Source organism: Paenibacillus sp. M2 (assembly GCF_046713495.1).
In the GTDB taxonomy this organism is placed as follows: domain Bacteria; phylum Bacillota; class Bacilli; order Paenibacillales; family Paenibacillaceae; genus Paenibacillus; species Paenibacillus amylolyticus_B.
On sequence record NZ_CP169648.1, the window covers coordinates 3,698,501 to 3,718,043 of the forward strand.

A 19,543-nucleotide genomic window follows, 5' to 3' on the forward strand; every position below is an offset into this window, starting at 1 on the left:
AGCCACCAATTTAGTTATAAAGAAAGGTAACACTATGATAAAAGTTGAAAACTTATCCTTCTCATTTCCACAAAAGGAACTATATAAAAACATTTCATTTACGTTTGAAGAGGCACAACATTGTGCTTTTATCGGAACAAGCGGCAGTGGAAAAAGTACATTGATCGATATCCTGATGGATCCGGAACGATATTTGTTCGAGGGCAAGTTAGAGATAGACCCCGATTGCAGAATTGGGTATGTGAGTCAGTTTTTGCAAGTAGACAAAACAAAAGAAATGACCGTTTTTGAATATATCGCAGAAGAATTCATCAAGATACAAGATGAAATTACAGCAATTTATGCGGAGATGGCCACCACATCGGATATGGATTCCCTGATGGAAAAGCTTCAATTGGCTTTGGATGCCTTCGAAGCGATGGATGGGGACAATTTCGAAAAAAACATCAATAAACAGTTAAACCTTGCCAACCTCATGAAGCTCAAAGATCTTAGTATATCCGCCGTAAGCGGCGGGGAATTCAAACTTATTCAAGTGATGAAGGAAATGCTGAATCGTCCAGACTTCATGATTATGGACGAACCCGATGTATTTCTAGACTTTGAAAACTTGAACGCGCTTAAAAAATTGATTAACACCCACAAGGGAATGCTGCTCGTTGTTACGCACAACCGATATCTGTTGAACCATTGTTTCAACAAAATCATACACCTTGAAAACACAGAGCTCCAAGAGTTTGACGGGCGATATATCGATTATAACTTCTCACTGCTTCAGTCTAAGATCGAACTGCAAGAAATCGCAGTTGCTGAAGCTGAAGAAATTGAGAGATATGATCACATCATCGACAATCTTAGAGAGATCGCCACGTATAATTCGGAAGCCTCCAGAGGAAGAGCGTTAAAAGCCAGAGTCAAGTTTCAAGAGAGATTGGAAGCACGTCGAATAAAAGAGCCATTTGTCGATATCAAACAGCCGAATATCCGTTTTGGGATCGATAAGGAAATGGAAGACACCGTTGTGGTTAACGTCAATAACTATAGCGTTTCCTTTGACGAGTTGCTTTTGGAAAATGTGAACTTTGAGATCAAATCGACAGATAAAGTAGCCCTGATCGGTCCTAACGGTACCGGGAAAACGACTTTACTCCGAGAAATCTTTAAAAATAATCAGGATTCCATTGAAATAAATACCGACGTTAAAGTGGCCTATTTATCTCAGGTTCAAGGCGAAATGCTAAAAGATTCGAATACCATACTAAATGAATTCATTGATTCCGGGTTTCAAACGTATGATGAAATTAGATCGTATCTTCCAAACTATGGCTTTGAAGGAGAAATCCTTGATCAAAAGATTGAATCGTTATCTGGCGGAGAAAAAAACTTGCTTCAATTGGCTAAAGTTTCTGCCAGTCAAGCCAACGTATTGCTTCTGGATGAACCGACAAGCCATTTAGACATCTATAGCCAAATCGCATTGGAGAAAGCAATTGAGGACTACAAAGGTGCGATTATCATGATTTCTCATGATTTCTATTCGGTTGTAAATGGTATGGATTATGTTTTAATTATCGAGGACAAAACGATTAGTAAAATGAGTATAGAAGAATTCAGACAGATGATTTATGCGAGTCATTTTGATGAAAACTATCTAGAAAATGAACAAAAGAAAAAGTCTGTTGAAATGAAAATTGAATTGGCTTTAAAAGATACTAATTTTGAACTTGCAAAGAGTTTGGTTGATGTGCTAGAAAAGCTGATTAAGTTGCTTTAGACAAGGTGAATATTCCATAAATCTAAATCCCCCTGTATGTGGATTAATCCGCATACAGGGGGATTTACTTCTAGAAACAGCTAAACGAGCTGATTCGCTGCAGATCAATGCCGGTGTATAGCCAGAAGAAGCCATTCCAACGAAAGCCAGCCACCGAATTTCTACCTACAAATACCGGGTACATCCAGAAGCCGGGACCACGATCCGGCCAAATATATGTGTAACGAAACAGGCAACCGGATATGGCTCTTGGATCTACCGCATATAACGAAGCGGGTTGCTGTGGAATGAATGATGGTGGCGGTCCGGTAGGTGCCTGCACGCCTTGTGGTCCGCCGCCTCCACCCCCGGGGAACGGTGGAGGACCAGGAATTCCACCGGGTCCTCCCGGTCCTCCGGGACCCCCAGGTCCGCCAAAGCCTCCACCAGGTCCAAAAGGAGGTAAAAATGTCATATCACATCACTCCTGTTCATTAGTCTAATGTATTGTATGTAGGCAATTGAGCAGGGGAATGGGTGGAAGCCTATAGAAGGCCGCTAAAAATCAAGTCGAATCAAGCAAATTAAATTGCAGAAAAATGTCGAATAAAGTGATTGCTAACTAATTTATTATAACGAATTGAATATTAGCAGTGTTTGGCTGTTACTGGTAAAGCAGGCATGACCAAAATGATTTTGCATTTTCCTTATGTAAGTAGGGGAAGGCATATCGTTTTGGTCTTTTTTATATCCAAATCGAATTCCGGCAAAAATAACGGACCAAAGCAAAAACAGAGTTGGATTTCCAGCTTCCTAACTCACACAAGATTACCAAATGATAACTTTTTATTATAACTATTGGAAATTTGTTATATGTAAGCGCTATCCAAAGAACTATAATCTATTTATCTGGATGTTAATCCGTTCAGAAATACTTAGACCAAATCAAGAGGAGGAATTGTATGAAACGGTTAGGTCGATGGAATATAACAGCCTTGGTTCTTGTGCTGGTACTCGCCATGCTTCCATTTTCGAATGTCTCACATGCAGCCAAGGCAGTTACGGAAGTGGAGGGAGGTCATATGAGCACAAACTTTGAAGACGGTACACTTCAAGGATGGAATCCACGTGTCGGTAGTGAAATTCTGACAGTGACACAGCAGGAAGCACACGAAGGTCAGTCCAGTATGCTGGTCGCCAACCGTGAGCGTTCCTATCATGGGCCGATGTTATCCATGAAGGATCTGCTTAAGCGTAACCAAGAGTACGAAATTACGGCATATGTAAGACTTACCCAGCAGCCCACCACGGATCAAACACTACAGCTTACCACATATAAAAAAACAAATGCCGAAAGCTGGAACCCGATCGGCAGCGTGAAGATTGCCAAAGCAGAATGGAATACATGGCACAAGATCACCGGAAAATTTCAATATAGCGATGATCCCACTGAATTGAATTTGTTCATCGAAACACCCTACATCTCTGAAGATAGCGTAGATACGTTATCGTTCTATGTGGATGATGTATCATTTACTCTGGCCGAGCAACTGGAGATTGAAGAAGGGATTCGATCTCTGGAGGACCTGTATCAAGATGATTTCCCCATTGGTGCAGCGGTGTATCGCTGGCAGTTGGAAGGCGCATATGGACAACTGCTCACAAAACACTTTAACAGCTTGACCGCAACCTATGAGATGAAACCGAAGTACATTTCTCCTTCCGAAGGTGTTTATGAGTTCGAGGCAGCCGATCAATATGTTCAGTTCGCCGAGGAACATGGTATGGGCGTACGCGCACATGCGTTGTTGTGGCATATTGATGCTGCAGAGTGGATGTTCAAGGAACCTCAGGGTAACCCTGCGAGTCGAGAATTACTACTTGCCCGGATTCAGGATTACGTTGAAACCGTCATGACCCGATACAAAGGTAAGATCTATGCCTGGGATGTGGTAAACGAGGCGATTGCGGATAGCAATGGTGATGCCAACGGTTTACGTAAAAGTCCCTTTTATGAACTAATCGGTCCGGATTACATTGAGAAAACCTATGAATTCGCCCGTGCAGCCGATCCGGATGCCAAATTATACTACAACGAATACTTCACGGAAATCCCTGAGAAAAGAGAGCATATGTATCGGTTGGTCAAACGACTGAAAGAGAAGGGGCTCATCGATGGTGTGGGTTTGCAATCCCACTATAACATGGAATCCCCGCCCATCGGCGAAATTGAAAAAACGATCAACATGTTCGCCGAACTTGGATTGGATATTCAGATCACGGAACTGGATGTGGATAGCGGAATTCCATTTGGTGAAGAGATGTCCGATGAAGTTGCGGTAAAGCAGGCGTATCGATATAAGGAACTGTTGGATTTGTACAAAAAACACAAAGATCACATATCTTCAGTTACCTTATGGGGACTCCAAGATGAGAAGTCTTACAACAACCAGGCTATGCTGTTTGATTCAGCCCTGAAGGCCAAAAAAGCATACTGGGGACTCGTGGATGAATCCAGCTTGCCTGTGTTGACACAGAGAGCCGTCTCACTTTCAGGTAAACCGGATATCAAAAAACAGTCACAAGATCCGCTCTGGAACAAAGCGGTGTCTACTCCACTGAAGGGTGATTCTTCAGGATCAGCTAGTTTCCGCACCTTATGGGATCAAAGTAACCTATATATCCTTGTGGATGTTCAGGATGCGAAGGCTGACGTGAATGACAGAGTAGAACTCTTTATTGATCTCAATAATGGCAAGACCACCTCATATGAAGCAGATGACCGACATGTAATCATTAAGCGGTCGGGTAAAGCTGAGGGCGCGGAGCAACGTTCATATCGTGTACGTGAGACAAAAGTCGGATATCAGGTTGAATTGTCCATTCCATGGGGTGGTATCCAAGTCGGATCAGAATATGAAGCCGGCTTGGATATCCGTGTGACTGACGGCGGTGCAAGTGGGGCACAACATTATAATCCACTGTACTGGAATGATCGAACACAATCACAGGAGCAAGATACAAGCAAATACGGCGTGATTCAACTTGCTCCTATGCCCAAATCTGCACAAGCTGTGCAAGGGATTGTTCAGATTGATGGGAAGAAAGACGCATCATGGAATAAGGCTGTACCATTTGAAGTAAAACGGTTGAACCAGAGCGAAGGTGCAGAGGCAGTGGCTCGCGCAATGTGGTCAGGTGAGTATCTATACCTGCTGATCGACGTCACTGATCCAAACATCATTACAGACAGCATTAACCCATGGGATCAGGATTCGGTTGAGATTTTCCTGGACGAGAATCACCAGCGCACACCGTATTTTCAATATGATGATGCCCAGTTCAGAATCAGTGCAGACAATGTGGGAACCTTTGCAGGGGGGGCCTCACCCGGACGCCTTGTAAGTGCTGTGAAGAAAACAAATAAAGGATATCTCGTAGAAGCAAGAATCCAATTACATTCACTGACACCCAAAGCTGGAAATGTTCTCGGTTTCGAGCTTCAAATTAACGACAACCAGGGCGGAGGTAAGCAGAACGTAGCCAAGTGGAATGATATGACCAATGAGAGCTGGAGAAACACTTCCCAGTACGGAATAATCACTTTTGTTGGAAAGAACAAACTCGGGCATTAAACCATCGGCAGTAATTGCAAGAATAGAAACCATCATAACAGTGGCTAAAACTCAACCATTGTTGTGATGGTTTTCATCGTTTACATACGTCACCGAAGGGTGATAAGGGGCGATACAATCTGCCTTGACTATATTTAACAGCCCTTGATATACTAAATGGATGTTATTTTCTCTTTTATGGGGATAAGAAAGTTATCAACTACATACAACCGTTTGCGAGGGAGCCTTAACCGGCTGAGAGGGTGTTAAACCGACCTTACCTGATTTGGATAATGCCAACGTAGGGATGCAACGATGAAACGCTGACTTGGGTAGCTCATGCGAACCCCCCTTGTTTTAGTGTATTTGTCTGCGAAACATCCATAGGATGTTTCGTTTTTTTGTTTTTAAATACGTACATTATGAATTGGAGGAACATATGTTGACTATTTCAGAGAGACTGTATCAGGCAGCACAGCCCGTGTGGAAGGAATGTCTCGAGCATCCCTTTGTTAAAGGAATCGGAGATGGTTCCTTACCGGTCGAACAATTTCGTTATTATTTGCTGCAAGACTACTTGTACCTGTATGATTATGCCCGTGTATTTGCACTAGGTATCGTCAAGTCGCACGATCCCAAATTGATGCAGTTTTTTAGTAAAAACGTAGATAACATCTTGAATGGCGAAATGAAAATTCATCGTTCTTATATGGAGCGATTAGGAATTACAGAGGATCATGTTTTTCAGGTAAAACCTGCACTGAAAAATGCAGCTTACACTAACTATATGCTCTCTGTTTCCCATGCGGGTGGCATAGCAGAAGTACTTGTATCCATTCTGGCCTGCTCATGGAGTTATGCAGAGATTGGTCAAGTCCTTGCTCAAAAACCAGGTGCAGCTGAGCATCCTTTTTACGGAGAGTGGATCACAGGATATGCTTCCTCTGAATACAACAACAGCAATCAATCCCTTGTGACGTTAACGGATAAACTATTAGAAGGCTGTAGCGAGGGAACGTACCAACGGATGGAGGATATTTTCGTGATGTGCAGTCGTTTTGAGCTTGATTTTTGGGAGATGTCATGGGGGCTGGAGCCTTGAGTTCAATGTTAGTTAATTCAATTAGAGAGCAGCTAATCAAGATGAGTACAGCGAATAATCAGAACGTGTCAGCCCCAAAAGAGATGATTAAACATTTCAACAACAAGCCCTGATATAATAAGCAAATAGCAACTATCTATTTTCTATGGAGGTGAGGCTATTGAAAACAATCGGGGTAGGGTTCTTACATGCACGGCTCTATGCAAAGCCAGTGAAGGATATGGCAATGCTTTGCATAGAGCCCGGGAATAATCACATTGCCAACGACGAATCGTAATATTCTACTAACTGGCTTTGCACCTTATTGATCTATTAAATAAGGAGTGAGGCCCATGAAATATTCAAAAGCCGAGTCTATTTTTCCGGAAGAATTGTTACGGATCATTCAAGAATACGTTCAAGGGGAATTGGTTTATATCCCAAAACCCAAAGAGGCGCACCTAAAATGGGGCGAGAAAACAGAGAGCAAGAGTAGGGTCTCTGCTCGAAACGCTGAGATTAAATCCTTATTCTGCAATGGAGTCAGGATAGAGGAGTTGGCGGGTCGGTATTTCTTGTCCTGCGAAAGCATAAAGAAAATAGTCTATACAAAGAACTAATGAAATCCGCTAACTCGTCGTTTCGACGGTTTAGCGGATTTTGTGCAAAGATGACTTAAATCAACTTATACATAGTAACCGCACCTCTAAATCGATAGACTCAAGTTAAGGTTGTTGTGATGAAGGACGGCCGGATCATACAAAGAGGTGTAACGAATGAACGAAATCATAAAGAAGAAGCTGCTGGACAAAAATGAACTGCTCATTAACATGGTGATTGAACGCGTAAAAAGAGATTTTCTAGAGGATATCGCCATTATTGGGCTTACTGGTTCATTTAGCACCGGTGACTTTCACGAGAAGAGCGATCTTGATTTAGTCATCATAAATAATACAGAAAAGGGATGGGAAATATCCGATTGCTTCATCTTGGATGACGTTGGATATGATATCTATTGCACGCCATGGGATTCAAGAATACAAGAGCAATCCACCTTGGAGAGTTCCAACGTATCCAGCCTAACCGACCTAAAAATACTCTACTATGCAACGCCTGAGGATTTGGAAAAATTGAACGAATTCCAGCAAAAAGCTCTTGATGCACTTGCGAATCCGATAGGAGAAGCGTGTCTTAATCGGGCAAATAAATGGATCGATCTGGCTAAGCAAGCATACAGCAATACGATGCTTGGTGAAGATATCGGTTCAGTGCGATATGCATCTGCTGGGGTTCTGTACAATCTAGTCAATGCCTTGGTGAGTATGAATAACACGTGCATTAAACGAGGGATCAAGCGATATTTGGAAGAGATACGTTCGTTTCGTTATGTTCCGGATGATCTCGAATCCTTATACATGTCAATCATCGAAGCTCATACCATTGAAGATATTCGAATAACATCTTTTAATATGTTGAATAGCGTTACGAGGTTACATAGCACGATGTGTGATAACTTCATTGTTAAACCGGTTCCGACCTTTGATAATCTTGGAGGAACATACGAAGAACTGTGGTGCAACTACCGCAATAAAATTTTGAACAGTGTTACAACGAACGATGCTTCCTACGTCTTTCTTTCGGCCTTTGGAGCACATGAGTATCTTGATGAAATGGCCACGGAGAAAGGCACCAAGAAATATGAACTTATGCAATACTTTGATGCAAGCAATTTACCAGTTATGAAAGAGAAGCTCCTTGAAGTGATGGATGAATATCTAGAAGAGTATGATAAGGTCGGCAGAGAAGTCGAACGTTTTACAACCTTTGAGCAACTATATGCCCATTATATGAATCAATGACCTTACGTTCCAGCTAGTAATAAGTCCGGGAATTGAACACAAGGAAAAAATTATTTTACAATGATTGTCAGTACGTTTATAATACAATCACCACGTAGATTACCCAACAAAAAAGTGAAATATTGTAATATCTAGCCACACTCGGCTCGTCATATTCTTGAGCCGCTTATTACAACATAATAGATATCGGAGGTATGGTTATGGTCAAGAAGAAAATTTCGACAGCCATCAGCGCAGCTTTAATCGTTTCTATGCTGGCTACTGGCGTGATCGTCGCTATTGAAGGTAAAACAACGTTAGAGGTAGCGAAGTCAGCAGGGGATAAAAAGGTTGAAGTTATTAAATGAAAGCAAGACATTAATTAACCTGTAGCGGGACAAGAACATATTCCAATTAAAGTCGCTATTTTAGCGACTTTTTTTGTTTTATCGGTACATGTTCGGGTCTTGGGCTAAGGACAAGAACTTGTACCGATTGCGGATAGATGTTGATGTGCAAATTTTCTATTTTGAAAATCCAGTCGTACTTGTACTGAAACAAGCCCCTTAAACAGCGTTTTTTTCGTATTCCAAACGCCTTCCAATGAATCTCATTTAGCCAATTGCGGAATGCCTCACCCAAGCTATTTACTAGCGTTTTTGGCGTGAGAGAAAGAGGGGGCAGCTTAACATACGTTTTCGTCCAATACCATTTGACGCTTAGATATGTATACGTTTAGTTCAGTTCTTACCACACTTATTATCAGTGACCCTATATCCGTCTCCAGTCTTATTCTAACTAGACTAAAGTCTCGATTGGTTGCTAGGCTCAGGTTTGTTTCGCGAATTCTAACACAGTGTTAAACTCCTAATCGGAATACATATACTTAAAGGAGTGGTATGAATTGAGTACATATATGATAAAAGACAGAAAAAAGAACTCCGAGGACGGAAGCACGATTCAATCATCAAGGAAAGGGTTATTCGTTTTTTTCGCTATGCTGATTCCATTAACGATTATCAGCTATGTTCTGGCCTTAAACGTATCACCCGTGTTTGGTCTGCTGCTCATGTGGGCACCTGGCCTATCCTCCATATTTGCCCGTTTAGTACTGCATGAAGGATTTTCGGATATTTCACTGCGGATCGGAGGAAAACGAACCTTAAAGGCCATCCCATTTGTGTTGCTATTACCGGTTATCATTGGTTTATGTGCTTACGGATTCGCCTGGGTTACGGGGTTAGTGGACTATGTGAAGTCAGGAGATGTCTTTATTGTCAGCCTTGTACTATCTATTATCTACCAAATGTTCGTAGGCACGGCCATCGGTGTGATCAGCAGCGCGGGAGAAGAGTTGGGATGGAGGGGATACATGCTCACCAGACTCATCAAAGCGAGAGTGCCTAAACCCATTTTAACAAGCGGTTTGATCTGGGGAGCGTGGCATATTCCGGCCATTCTGCTAGGGAACTATTATTCGGGACCGTCACTCGCCTTGTCCATTGTACTGTTCCTGATTACCATCAGTTCTTTTAACTTCATAATTAGTCACCTGCGATTGAGCACAGGCAGCATTTGGCCCGCAATTCTGCTTCACGCTTCCTGGAATGCCATCATTCAAGATGCATTTGACGAGTCAACAAAAGGAGAAAATGTCTTCCTATGGACGGGTGAGTCGGGTATATTGGTGGCTTGTGTGATGTTGATTGCCACCTGGATCTTTTCTAAAAAATCTGACTATAAGCAGCGTATATGATACTCTCTGGGTACAGAAAAATCCTTCTACTGGTGATAGAAGAGAAAGGGCGAACCTTAGAAATTGAATTATTTACGTTTCTTTAAAATATCAAAACCGAGCTAACGGGAAACGTTAGTCCAATAAAACCAAGAAAACAGTCGATTATGAACTACTCCCTGTCAAGTTGACAGTTAAAAAAACAAAATAATGGTTTCATTGAGATGCCTTGGCTCGGATGACGTGCTAAGGCATTTTATTATGCTGCTCTTCGGTATTCGTTCGGTGATATACCGCCCAAACGCTCTGTGTAACGGTAGTTGTTATAGTAGCGCACGTACCGCTTAACCGCGCTGTGAAGATCTTCATAGGTGTCATACTTCGTCAGATAATAGCTTTCTGTATGGCTTGATACCGCCTCCAGCAGGCTGCCTTTTGTAATGAGCTGAACGAGACTAGGATTTTACAGCACAGACTATTTGTAATATTAAAACTTAACACAAAATAATTATACCCGGGTAATATTGATTTTATCTTTTTACCCGGGTATAATTATTGGGCAAGGAAGAAAAAGGAGGTATAACATGGAGGCTTCACCTGCTCAAATAAGCTGTACTGCTTTTTTAGAGAAAGATTGTTTTGCCAAAGGCACTTTAGATTACGTTGTCGGAATCGTAAAAGATACCTTGGAGGACAGTAAGTTCGTACAACTGCTTATATTTGACGATTTGACGGGTAAACCACTAGATATTGATTTTCGTGGAAAAACAGCTGAGGTGCTTGAGCGGTTAAACAGCCAGGCTGGACATATATCGGATACGAAAGAAAATGAACAACCCTCTCGCAGGGTTGGCCGTCCTAAGCTGGGAGTGGTGTCCGGTGAAGTTACTTTGCTTCCTCGACATTGGGACTGGCTTAAAGCTCAACCCGGAGGAGCCTCCGTAACGCTGCGAAAATTGGTTGATGAAGCTCGCCGCTTGGGAGAGAACGAAAGTAAAGTTCGCGCCGCACAAGAAGCAAGTTATCATTTTATGACTGCAATGGCGGGCGATTTCCCTCAATATGAGGAGGCTTTGAGAGCACTGTATGCCGGGAATAAAGATCACTTTTACGGATTAATTGATGATTGGACACCCGATATCAGAGACTATATTAAGACTTTAGCCAAGGGTGCATTCATACAGGAAGAGAGTTAATAACCACTTAAACGACGTTCACAACAGCAGATAAAGAAGGAAAGTGGGGTATGTAACGTGACTGAATCATCTCGTTACATTGAACCGACTAAAACTGGTCCCGAAACTGAACATTGGGATTTTGTCATGTTCGTCAGAGCAACACAGCGTCGTTCCTGGCCTTTTCAAATCATGTATCCTACTTGGAAGGGACTGGACGGCGAACTGCCGCCATTGAAGATTCTCGACTATTGCCCATAACAGAGTTACCATAAAATTAAGTTTAAGGAGAACATAACAATGAATATGTTAAGAGCCAACGGCATAGAACTCGCCTATGACAGTTATGGCAGCGAAACGGATGAAACCATTCTGTTGATCGCGGGGCTCGGTACCCAGATGATCCGTTGGACCGTTCCATTTTGTGAAATGCTGGCGACCCGGGGATATAGAGTAATTCGTTTTGACAATCGGGACACGGGTCTATCCACACACTTTAGCCATCACGACACATTGGATTTTGAAACACTTGCTAAAACACTCATGTCGGGACAACTCCCGGTTATTCCATACACACTTGATGACATGTCTGATGATACAATTGGATTGTTAGATGCCCTGGGGATAAAAAATGCACATGTCGTTGGACGTTCGATGGGCGGCATAATTGCCCAGCTTGTTGCCAGCCGATATCCGGAACGTGTTCTCTCGCTTACTTCCATCATGTCAACAACAGGAAATCCCGAACTTCCACCAACATCGCCTGATGTAATGGCGTTAATGACTCGGCCAGCACCAAACCCGATGAAGGATGAAGCTATGTACTTAGCTCATAGTGTAGCTTTTGCCACACGTATTGCGGGTACGGGTTATCCATTTGAAGAGAACGAATATCGTTTAATGATTCGAGAAGAGGTTCAGCGAGCTTATGATCCGGGGAGTATTGGGCGGCAAATTGCAGCTATTGCAGTTTCTGGAGACCGTCGTCCACAACTTGCAAAAAAGTGAAGGTTCCATCTTTGGTAATCCACGGGGTGGAAGACCCTATGTTTGTGCCAGCATGCGGACAAGATACGGCTCAATCCATCTCTGGTGCAGAATTTATGTTACTTAATGGCATGGGACATGATCTGCCGGCACCATTGTTTGAAACGGTTGTAGATGGAATCGTACGGACAGCCCGGCGAGGGCGCTGATGGTAAGCGTCCTCAATTCTTTTAAAATGGTTCTTCAGCTTTCGAAAAGAAGTTTTCCTACGATGACACAGTGAACTGTACCAAAACTTACCGCTTCAGCTATCGCGAGGAACCCTTATCATTATGAATAGTGCCATGGAATATATCGAAACAAATTTTGCAAGCTGTCTAAGAATAGTGCAAATCCAAGTAATGTCGTGGGGCAAGACTATGGTCCCATTGAAGTCGCTAATATAGCGGCTTTTTTATTTTATCGGTACAAGTTCTTGTCCCGAGCCAAGGACAAGACCATAATCCAATAATTCATTCGATGAGCATGAAATCGAGAATGTAACGCAGGATTAATACATAAAAAATTGTGCTTTTATTGGGTTTATAATACTAACGATATTTTGTCGAACAAATTAAAGAGAAGCCTAGATGTAAACTTTTGATTGTACGTGTCCGACTAATTGCAACATTCGAATTCAAAATTAAGGAGATGCACTGACTGCCGAATAAGCGCTTTTCAATAGCCATCTTTAATTTACATTTGTAATCATTTTGTTTTTAAAAAATAAAGAAATGATTAGATCAACTTAAATAAAAGTTGTTATTTTCAAATAATCAGTCATAAATTGTGCAAATGTAAACTTAAATAGATATTAATATATGACTAAATGTTCATTTATCCAAAAAAACTTTGACAAATGAAAACGAGTGGATTATTTTGTTAAGAAGGAATGTATTTTTTAGACACCTTTTACGATTCTATTAGAAAAGAGGGTATGGAATGAACGATAAATCTAAATTCGCAATATGTCTTCTGGTGGCAACGGGATTAACTTTGACTTCAAACGGTATTTTTACATCTAAATCAATTGCGGCTAGTACTGTACTTGCTGATCAGGAAACAAATAAACAGGCAAAGGAGGAGCTTGATATTTTTGAAAGCGCATCCAAATCAAATACCAATCTGATAGGCTGGCAAGTGAAAGGAAAAGGAGGATTAGAGGATACTTCAGAAGGAATCTTGCTAACTTCACAGCCTAAAGAAAATGTAATGGCCATCTCAGAGACAGTGTCCGATGATTTTATCTATGAAGCTGATGTCATGATCAGGGATACGAAGGCAGATGCAACATTGTTGTTTCGATCTAATGAGGATGGCTTTAGCTCGTACATGCTGCAAATCGTTCCGGACGCAGGTCTGATTCGGTTAAGAGATGCAAGAAATGGAGATGGGAGATTAAAGGAGGAGCGTAAAGTTTCTGTTGAAATGGGGCAAATCTATCATCTCAAAGTGAAGGCAGTGGGTTCCTCGCTAAAAGTATATTGGGGCAATCAATATAAACCATTAATTGATGTTCAAGACATTTCGTATCAAAGCGGTAAGCTTGGACTCCATGTATGGGATGGATCCGCCTTGTTTTCGAACATCGTGGTGAGCGATCTGAAAGGTAATTTGGGTACGGTGCTTTCTAACAAGGGAAAATGGCAGCCTGATATCTACGGAAAAAGAGGGACGGTAGAACAGGAGAGCAAAGCACAGCAAATCTATAATAAAGAGGCAACTGATATGGTCTATGAAGGGAATATTACCCTTCGTCCTGATTCTATTGCAGCTCTCGCATTTCGATCTTCAAGCGATGGAGCTGAAGGATATGAAGCTACTCTTACGAAGGAAGGAGATCAGGTCCGTGTAAGTTTGACGAATACAAAAGGAACAGTGATTGCAAGTTCGCAACGTACTTATCCGAGTCAGATGGGAGCCAAACATCATGTGGAAATCAAGGCAAAGGGAGATCGAATTCAGGTCTTCCTGGACGGGTACACTACGGCCGCGATTGACGTGAAAGATTCAACCTACAGAAGTGGAAGTACTGGAATCGTCGTAAAAAAGGGAACGGCTTACTTTCAGGATACTTATGTGACAGAACAGAGCCAATATTACAATGAGATATATCGTCCACAATATCACTACACACCAATACGTGGTTCAGCGAGTGATCCGAATGGACTTGTCTACTTCGAAGGAGAATATCATCTCTTCCATCAGGATGGGGGAACATGGGCGCATGCGGTAAGTAAAGATATGCTGAACTGGAAACGGCTTCCGATTGCACTTCCCTGGAATGATCACGGACATGTCTGGTCTGGGTCGGCTGTTGCGGATATGACAAATGCATCTGGTTTATTCGGAGATTCAGGAGGCAAGGGCCTTATTGCATACTACACTTCCTTTAATCCGGATAGCCCAAATGGGAACCAGCGTATAGGTTTGGCCTACAGTAAAGACCTAGGCCGTACTTGGGAGTATTCGAAGGAGCGCCCGATTGTGATCGAGAACCCAGGTAAGAGCGGAAATGAAGTTGGGAATTGGGATTTTCGCGATCCGAAAGTGATCCGTGATGACGAGAATAACCGCTGGGTTATGGTTGTGTCCGGAGGAGATCATATTCGTTTCTACACCTCAACGAATTTACTTGACTGGACATTGACAGATAATTGGGGATATGGGGATTACGTTCGCGGAGGCGTATGGGAATGCCCTGATTTGTTCCAGCTTCCGGTAGATGGAACGTCACAGAAGAAGTGGGTTATGATGATCAGTACAGGAGCGAATCCCAAAACAGGCGGATCAGATGCCGAGTATTTTATCGGTCATTTGACAGCTGATGGTAAATTCGTGAACGATAATCCGGCGGGTAAGGTGCTAAGAACAGATTTTGGTAAAGAATTTTACGCTTCGATGTCTTTCGCTAATATGCCTGATCATCGCACAGTGATGATGGCGTGGATGACGAATTGGGACTATCCGTTCGCTTTCCCAACGTCCAATTGGAAAGGTGAACTAACCATCCCGAGAGAAGTATCATTGGTAACGACCGAAGATGGAATTCGTATGGTGCAAAGTCCAATCAAAGAATTGGAATCACTGCGTAAACCTTTGTATTCTGCTTCTAACAAGTCGGTGAGCCCTTCTTCCGGGAATCTGCTAAAAGGTATTATTTCAGGTGCTTACGAAATTGAAGCTGAAATTGAAATCCCTGAAACCAGCACAGTGACCGAGTTTGGCTTTAACATTCGTGAGGGTGCAGATCAGAAGACGGTCGTGGGTTATAAGGCAAGCGATAGTCGTATGTTTGTGGACCGAACTGCATCGGGCGAAACGGATTTTTCTAACCTTTTTAGTAAGAAACATGAAGCACCTATGCAAATGGAGAATAATCGGATCAAGATGCGTATTCTTGTGGATGAGTCTTCCCTTGAAGCCTTTGGTAACGACGGCAAAGTCGTCTTTTCAGATGTTATATTTCCGGATCCTGCTAGTAGAGCAATGAGTTTTTACGTAAAAGGTGGGAATGTGAACGTTGTTTCCTTGAAAGTGCATCAACTTGAATCTGTCTGGAATGAGGACATTCCTTCAAAAGCTCAAATAAAGATGGATATGAGTGTTCGGGAACTGGGGGTAGGCGAGTCGGATACACTGCAGGCGATGGTTGAGTACGGACCAGGTTTAGGCGTTCAACCGCTTAAGTGGAATTCCAGTAATAACGAAGTAATAACCATAGACTTGGCAGACAACTCACACGCAGTTATTAAGGCAAAAAAAGAAGGGGAGTCCACCGTCACTGTATCTACTCCGAATGGTAAAACTTCCACTAGTGTGCTCGTTAAAGTCATAGGTGGCGAGTTCCGGACAAACCTCAGTGGATGGACTAAAGATCTATCTGCTGCTTCATGGTTAGTTAGTGAACATGGAATTCGTGGTAAATATTTTAGCGATGCGAATTATATTGCCAAAGAGAAGGCTGGGAATTTTACGTATGAAGCAGACATGATGCTCAGTGAAACAGGAGGGGCAGGTTCTGTTTTGTTCAGGGCTAGCGAAGATGGTCGCAGTGGTTATTATCTGAATCTAGACCCTAACATGAAGGCAATCCGTCTGTTCTATAAAATCAATGGAGGATTTGAAGAACGGCAGGTTCTTGCAAAAGTACCATCTTTCATTCAGCCAGGTCAAACGTATAAGGTGAAAATAGAAGCGAATGGTCCGCATATTGTCGTTCACGTGGACAGTCAAAAAGTCATAGATATCATGGATGGTACTTTTGCAGAAGGCCACTTTGGACTCCATGTATTTGGCGGCTCCGCATCTTATCAGAACGTCAATGTCAGCAACGATGAACCTGCAAACATCACCAAGTCCAGCCTTGTAAATACCGTAACACAGAAATCCATTTATACAGTGAACCTTGTCAACGGGGAGCCCGTTACCTTGCAGGATGCAAGTGCGGCTTCCGTCCAGAAGTGGGTATTTGTTCCGACAGGCGACGAAGCAGGTTCGTATTCGATTCGTACTACGGGCGGTCAGACGCTTGATCTGGATATAGGGCAAAACAAACTTCAGCTGTATCATTACTTAGGGTACAATAACCAGCGTTGGGTCCTTCACGAGAACAAAGACGGATCAGTTCATATTACTTCAGCTCATCATCAAAAAGCATTAGAAGTATCGGAAGATGGGACCGAACTCTTCCTAAATGAACTGAATCCATCACTTGATCGACAAAAATGGATATTAACGAAGTAATTAAAATTTATTGCATGATGGCATATCTCATAGATATTCCAATAAAGAAGTGCCGCGGGACAGGAACATTGTTCTATTCAAGTCGCTATTATAGCGGCTTTTTTCTTTTAACGAGAGGAATCAATCATATATTATATTTTTTCCTTCTTCACTTAGTTTTCTCAAAGATGTAATCATGTGATTAATCTCTTCTTCAGTGTGTCTTTCCCATGAAGCTAATTCAGCTACTATTTTAAGTGGCGATTTAGATCGATATGAACGTGTTGGGTTTCCAGGAAACCTTTTATCAGTTACGTTTGGATCACTTTCAAAATCTCCTAATGGTTCTACAATGTAGATTCTTTCTTTTGCATTAGATCTTGCCAATTCAGCACCCCATTTGGCAGCATTTAATGTTGCAGTAAAGTATATATGGTTAGAATTTTTCTCTTGGTAATTTGATAAGAACTGTGGTTCTAATAAATCACCAATTTGCAGTTCTGCTTTTGTACCATGAAAAAAAGGACCTTGATCTATGATCACTTTTTTGTCATCCATACTGATCCACCTCTTTTTTAGTATTGTATTTAGCAGTATAGTGTAGGAATTTCAAAAAAAACAGTCTATAAAAAAATAAAAAATAACGGTATAATTTAAGTAGAGAGAATGATACTGAGTCCAATAACCCAAGTTTAAGAAGACAGCCGATCAGCGTGATCGGCTGTTTTTTATTAACTAACGAGCAGCTTAAAAGATAATCCGTTCAAGGCAGGTCTCTGATTATCGAGTAGTGTTGTAATGCCAGAATATATAGTTGATAAGAATTATCATCCATGATATATTGTTAACCAGTAAACTAAATATAAGAATTTATTCAGAAACACCCCATTTTTAAAATTGATATTTTTGTTTACAAGTAAATAAGGAGCGATCAAAGAATGATCTCAAAAGATCGAACAAAACAGTTGCTTTATGACCAATTTATCCGTTTTTTACATGTGTATGAGAACCACAAGGATACAGAAATCGAGCATTTCCTAAGTATCGCCCAGCGAGAAAGCATCGAGAAAATCCCTCAGCATTTGACCGCGGTTCATATGATAGATTGCATTGGCAAGCATGAGCCCATTAACAACACGGGTATTGCCGAGGCGATGAATTTGTCCAAAGCAAGTATCACCAAAATTGGCAACAAACTGCTGGAGGAAGGATTCGTCAAACGCACGAAAATGAATGACAACAAAAAGGAGAGCTATTTCCGGTTGTCACCGCAAGGCAAAAAAATCTTTGAACTGCATGAACGTCTGCATATACATAAGGCAGAGCGCTTCTATCGTACTCTCGACAAATATTCGGAAACGGAGCTAAAAGTAATCCATCAATTTCTTCAAGACAGCAGTATAAATATTGAATCCAGATAGAACAAAGGGGAGTGAAACATTTGAGTCTGGCGGAATTGATCAGGGAGCGCAGGAGTATTCGTAAATGTAACTCTACGCCGGTGGACCAGGAGTTAATTGTAGAATTACTGCGTAAGGCTATACGGCTTCAACCATTTGTTGAGTCTGGCTCGTGGCGTGTAGTATATGCCGGAACGCCGGAAGCGCGCAAACGGTTGGTGGACTGCATGCTGGAACAGATGTCACAGAGCAAGCTCGGCAAGCTGATTCCCGGGAAACTTCTGGATGTTTTTAAAAAGAGATTTACCGATATTCCTGCCCACGTCATTGTTATGTCCACTGTAGGACCGAATCGTCTGACCAATGACCGTAATTATGCGGCTGCCTGCGGGGTGATGCAGAGCTTCCAACTGCTGGGCTGGGAACGAGGGTTAGGCATGTTGTGGGATACAGAGTCCATGATTCAGCATGAAGGGTTCTTCAATGGTATTGGCTTACGTGAGGATGAAAGATTTGTTGGGATTCTTCATATAGGATATTACGACAAAGCGCCAAGAAGTCGGAAAAGGACACCAGCCGAGCAAAAGTGGACCGTATTGCGAGGACAGTCTACATAGAAGAGGAGGATATGAAAATGAAATTGTCAGATCTGGAAGGAGACATGGACGGTCCGAGTGAGTTTTTGGAACAACCGGTATCGCAGGATCTAATCCTTGAAATGCTCAATCATGCCGTATGGGCGCCAAATGATGGCCTCCGAGAGCCGTGGCGATTCATCTTTGCCGATAACCGGTATGGGGACATCATGCAGGGATTACAGGGGCCTGCCCCTGCATATCTTCTGGTCTTGGTGAAGGAAGAGGCGGATCAACATAAGCGAGAAGAAGACTTTGCGGCTGTCTGCTGCCTAATTCAGAATTTCCGCTTGCTGGCTCATGAGCAAAGTCTGGGCGTGCGTTGTACCTTGCATGACTGGATGTACGACCCGAGCCGTACTGAAATGTTTGGTGTACTGAGTAACGAGCGCATTGCTGCGGTTCTGGAATTGGGATACGGTGAGAATCAGTGGAAAGGAAATACGGAGTTACCTGAGACTCAACTTCATTTTGAACTGCTGTAGGGGTGGAGATGATGGGATGAGACTCCAAATGGAAAACCTCGGCTCGTCATCGTCTTGAGCCGCTTATTACATAATA

Annotated in this window: 18 protein-coding genes and 1 riboswitch; of the genes, 15 read left to right on the forward strand and 3 right to left on the reverse strand. The window is 42.3% G+C overall.

Features of this window, described 5'->3' with window-relative positions:
* Positions 1-34 precede the first annotated feature (34 nt).
* On the forward strand, positions 35-1,774 hold the full coding sequence (locus ACETMN_RS16655) for an ABC-F family ATP-binding cassette domain-containing protein (protein WP_091020984.1): 1,740 nt from the start codon (positions 35-37) through the stop codon (positions 1,772-1,774).
* Positions 1,775-1,844: 70 nt separating this feature from the next.
* Here ACETMN_RS16655 and ACETMN_RS16660 read toward each other — a convergent pair whose 3' ends face one another.
* Positions 1,845-2,228, reverse strand: a complete 384-nt coding sequence (locus ACETMN_RS16660; RefSeq protein ID WP_179198701.1) for a collagen-like protein — start codon at positions 2,226-2,228, stop codon at positions 1,845-1,847.
* 487 nt (positions 2,229-2,715) lie between these two features.
* Here ACETMN_RS16660 and ACETMN_RS16665 point away from each other — a divergent pair, with 487 nt between their 5' ends.
* The 6 genes from ACETMN_RS16665 (at position 2,716) to ACETMN_RS16690 (ending at position 10,042) form a co-directional block, all read left to right on the forward strand.
* Positions 2,716-5,388, forward strand: coding sequence for an endo-1,4-beta-xylanase (locus tag ACETMN_RS16665; RefSeq protein WP_091020986.1), 2,673 nt, complete (start codon positions 2,716-2,718; stop codon positions 5,386-5,388).
* Between the two features lie 207 nt (positions 5,389-5,595).
* Positions 5,596-5,693: riboswitch (TPP riboswitch) on the forward strand.
* A gap of 113 nt (positions 5,694-5,806) precedes the next feature.
* Complete coding sequence (gene tenA, locus ACETMN_RS16670; protein ID WP_091020987.1) at positions 5,807-6,469, forward strand: thiaminase II; 663 nt, start codon at positions 5,807-5,809, stop codon at positions 6,467-6,469.
* Between the two features lie 332 nt (positions 6,470-6,801).
* Complete coding sequence (locus ACETMN_RS16675) at positions 6,802-7,068, forward strand: CD3324 family protein (protein ID WP_091020988.1); 267 nt, start codon at positions 6,802-6,804, stop codon at positions 7,066-7,068.
* Between the two features lie 156 nt (positions 7,069-7,224).
* The gene (locus ACETMN_RS16680) at positions 7,225-8,307 is read left to right on the forward strand and encodes a nucleotidyltransferase domain-containing protein (protein WP_091020989.1); all 1,083 of its coding nucleotides are present in this window, start codon (positions 7,225-7,227) and stop codon (positions 8,305-8,307) included.
* 200 nt (positions 8,308-8,507) lie between these two features.
* A complete protein-coding gene (locus ACETMN_RS16685; protein ID WP_165789879.1) occupies positions 8,508-8,654 on the forward strand; it encodes a hypothetical protein in 147 nt (48 codons plus the stop codon).
* Between the two features lie 548 nt (positions 8,655-9,202).
* Positions 9,203-10,042 carry a type II CAAX endopeptidase family protein gene (locus ACETMN_RS16690; RefSeq protein ID WP_143786605.1) on the forward strand — a complete coding sequence of 280 codons (840 nt, stop codon included), beginning with the start codon at positions 9,203-9,205 and terminating at the stop codon, positions 10,040-10,042.
* Between the two features lie 238 nt (positions 10,043-10,280).
* Here the strand turns inward: ACETMN_RS16690 and ACETMN_RS16695 are convergent, their stop codons facing one another.
* Positions 10,281-10,463, reverse strand: a complete 183-nt coding sequence (locus ACETMN_RS16695) for an IS3 family transposase (protein ID WP_091021030.1) — start codon at positions 10,461-10,463, stop codon at positions 10,281-10,283.
* A gap of 142 nt (positions 10,464-10,605) precedes the next feature.
* Here ACETMN_RS16695 and ACETMN_RS16700 point away from each other — a divergent pair, with 142 nt between their 5' ends.
* From ACETMN_RS16700 to ACETMN_RS16720, 5 genes are all read left to right on the forward strand, one after another.
* Positions 10,606-11,217 (forward strand): DUF2239 family protein, encoded by a 612-nt coding sequence (locus tag ACETMN_RS16700; RefSeq protein ID WP_091020991.1) that lies wholly within the window; start codon positions 10,606-10,608, stop codon positions 11,215-11,217.
* Between the two features lie 57 nt (positions 11,218-11,274).
* Positions 11,275-11,457 carry a hypothetical protein gene (locus ACETMN_RS16705; RefSeq protein ID WP_256975431.1) on the forward strand — a complete coding sequence of 61 codons (183 nt, stop codon included), beginning with the start codon at positions 11,275-11,277 and terminating at the stop codon, positions 11,455-11,457.
* Between the two features lie 39 nt (positions 11,458-11,496).
* Positions 11,497-12,204, forward strand: coding sequence for an alpha/beta fold hydrolase (locus ACETMN_RS16710; protein WP_411734792.1), 708 nt, complete (start codon positions 11,497-11,499; stop codon positions 12,202-12,204).
* 38 nt (positions 12,205-12,242) lie between these two features.
* Positions 12,243-12,392, forward strand: coding sequence for a hypothetical protein (locus tag ACETMN_RS16715; protein WP_411734793.1), 150 nt, complete (start codon positions 12,243-12,245; stop codon positions 12,390-12,392).
* 772 nt (positions 12,393-13,164) lie between these two features.
* Positions 13,165-16,968, forward strand: coding sequence for a GH32 C-terminal domain-containing protein (locus ACETMN_RS16720; protein WP_411734794.1), 3,804 nt, complete (start codon positions 13,165-13,167; stop codon positions 16,966-16,968).
* Positions 16,969-17,088: 120 nt separating this feature from the next.
* Here the strand turns inward: ACETMN_RS16720 and arr are convergent, their stop codons facing one another.
* The gene (gene arr / locus ACETMN_RS16725; protein ID WP_105598868.1) at positions 17,089-17,505 is read right to left on the reverse strand and encodes an NAD(+)--rifampin ADP-ribosyltransferase; all 417 of its coding nucleotides are present in this window, start codon (positions 17,503-17,505) and stop codon (positions 17,089-17,091) included.
* A gap of 380 nt (positions 17,506-17,885) precedes the next feature.
* Here arr and ACETMN_RS16730 point away from each other — a divergent pair, with 380 nt between their 5' ends.
* Genes ACETMN_RS16730 through ACETMN_RS16740 form a run of 3 tightly spaced genes read left to right on the forward strand, consistent with a single transcriptional unit; the run spans position 17,886 to position 19,467 of the window.
* Positions 17,886-18,368, forward strand: coding sequence for a MarR family transcriptional regulator (locus ACETMN_RS16730; protein ID WP_411734795.1), 483 nt, complete (start codon positions 17,886-17,888; stop codon positions 18,366-18,368).
* An 11-nt stretch (positions 18,369-18,379) separates the two neighbouring features.
* Positions 18,380-18,964, forward strand: a complete 585-nt coding sequence (locus ACETMN_RS16735) for a nitroreductase (protein WP_223199701.1) — start codon at positions 18,380-18,382, stop codon at positions 18,962-18,964.
* A gap of 17 nt (positions 18,965-18,981) precedes the next feature.
* Positions 18,982-19,467 (forward strand): hypothetical protein, encoded by a 486-nt coding sequence (locus ACETMN_RS16740; RefSeq protein ID WP_091020996.1) that lies wholly within the window; start codon positions 18,982-18,984, stop codon positions 19,465-19,467.
* The last annotated feature ends 76 nt before the right edge of the window (positions 19,468-19,543 follow it).

Excerpts from the sequence above, each read along its gene's own strand:
- ACETMN_RS16665 (WP_091020986.1), top strand. The coding sequence starts at position 2,716 with ATGAAACGGTTAGGTCGATGGAATATAACAGCCTTGGTTCTTGTGCTG.
- ACETMN_RS16710 (WP_411734792.1), top strand. The coding sequence starts at position 11,497 with ATGAATATGTTAAGAGCCAACGGCATAGAACTCGCCTATGACAGTTAT.
- ACETMN_RS16720 (WP_411734794.1), top strand. The coding sequence starts at position 13,165 with ATGAACGATAAATCTAAATTCGCAATATGTCTTCTGGTGGCAACGGGA.
- ACETMN_RS16730 (WP_411734795.1), top strand. The coding sequence starts at position 17,886 with ATGATCTCAAAAGATCGAACAAAACAGTTGCTTTATGACCAATTTATC.
- ACETMN_RS16680 (WP_091020989.1), top strand. The coding sequence starts at position 7,225 with ATGAACGAAATCATAAAGAAGAAGCTGCTGGACAAAAATGAACTGCTC.
- ACETMN_RS16690 (WP_143786605.1), top strand. The coding sequence starts at position 9,203 with ATGATAAAAGACAGAAAAAAGAACTCCGAGGACGGAAGCACGATTCAA.
- ACETMN_RS16685 (WP_165789879.1), top strand. The coding sequence starts at position 8,508 with ATGGTCAAGAAGAAAATTTCGACAGCCATCAGCGCAGCTTTAATCGTT.
- ACETMN_RS16675 (WP_091020988.1), top strand. The coding sequence starts at position 6,802 with ATGAAATATTCAAAAGCCGAGTCTATTTTTCCGGAAGAATTGTTACGG.
- ACETMN_RS16740 (WP_091020996.1), top strand. The coding sequence starts at position 18,982 with ATGAAATTGTCAGATCTGGAAGGAGACATGGACGGTCCGAGTGAGTTT.
- arr (WP_105598868.1), bottom strand. The coding sequence starts at position 17,505 with ATGGATGACAAAAAAGTGATCATAGATCAAGGTCCTTTTTTTCATGGT.
- ACETMN_RS16655 (WP_091020984.1), top strand. The coding sequence starts at position 35 with ATGATAAAAGTTGAAAACTTATCCTTCTCATTTCCACAAAAGGAACTA.
- ACETMN_RS16660 (WP_179198701.1), bottom strand. The coding sequence starts at position 2,228 with ATGACATTTTTACCTCCTTTTGGACCTGGTGGAGGCTTTGGCGGACCT.
- tenA (WP_091020987.1), top strand. The coding sequence starts at position 5,807 with ATGTTGACTATTTCAGAGAGACTGTATCAGGCAGCACAGCCCGTGTGG.
- ACETMN_RS16715 (WP_411734793.1), top strand. The coding sequence starts at position 12,243 with ATGTTTGTGCCAGCATGCGGACAAGATACGGCTCAATCCATCTCTGGT.
- ACETMN_RS16700 (WP_091020991.1), top strand. The coding sequence starts at position 10,606 with ATGGAGGCTTCACCTGCTCAAATAAGCTGTACTGCTTTTTTAGAGAAA.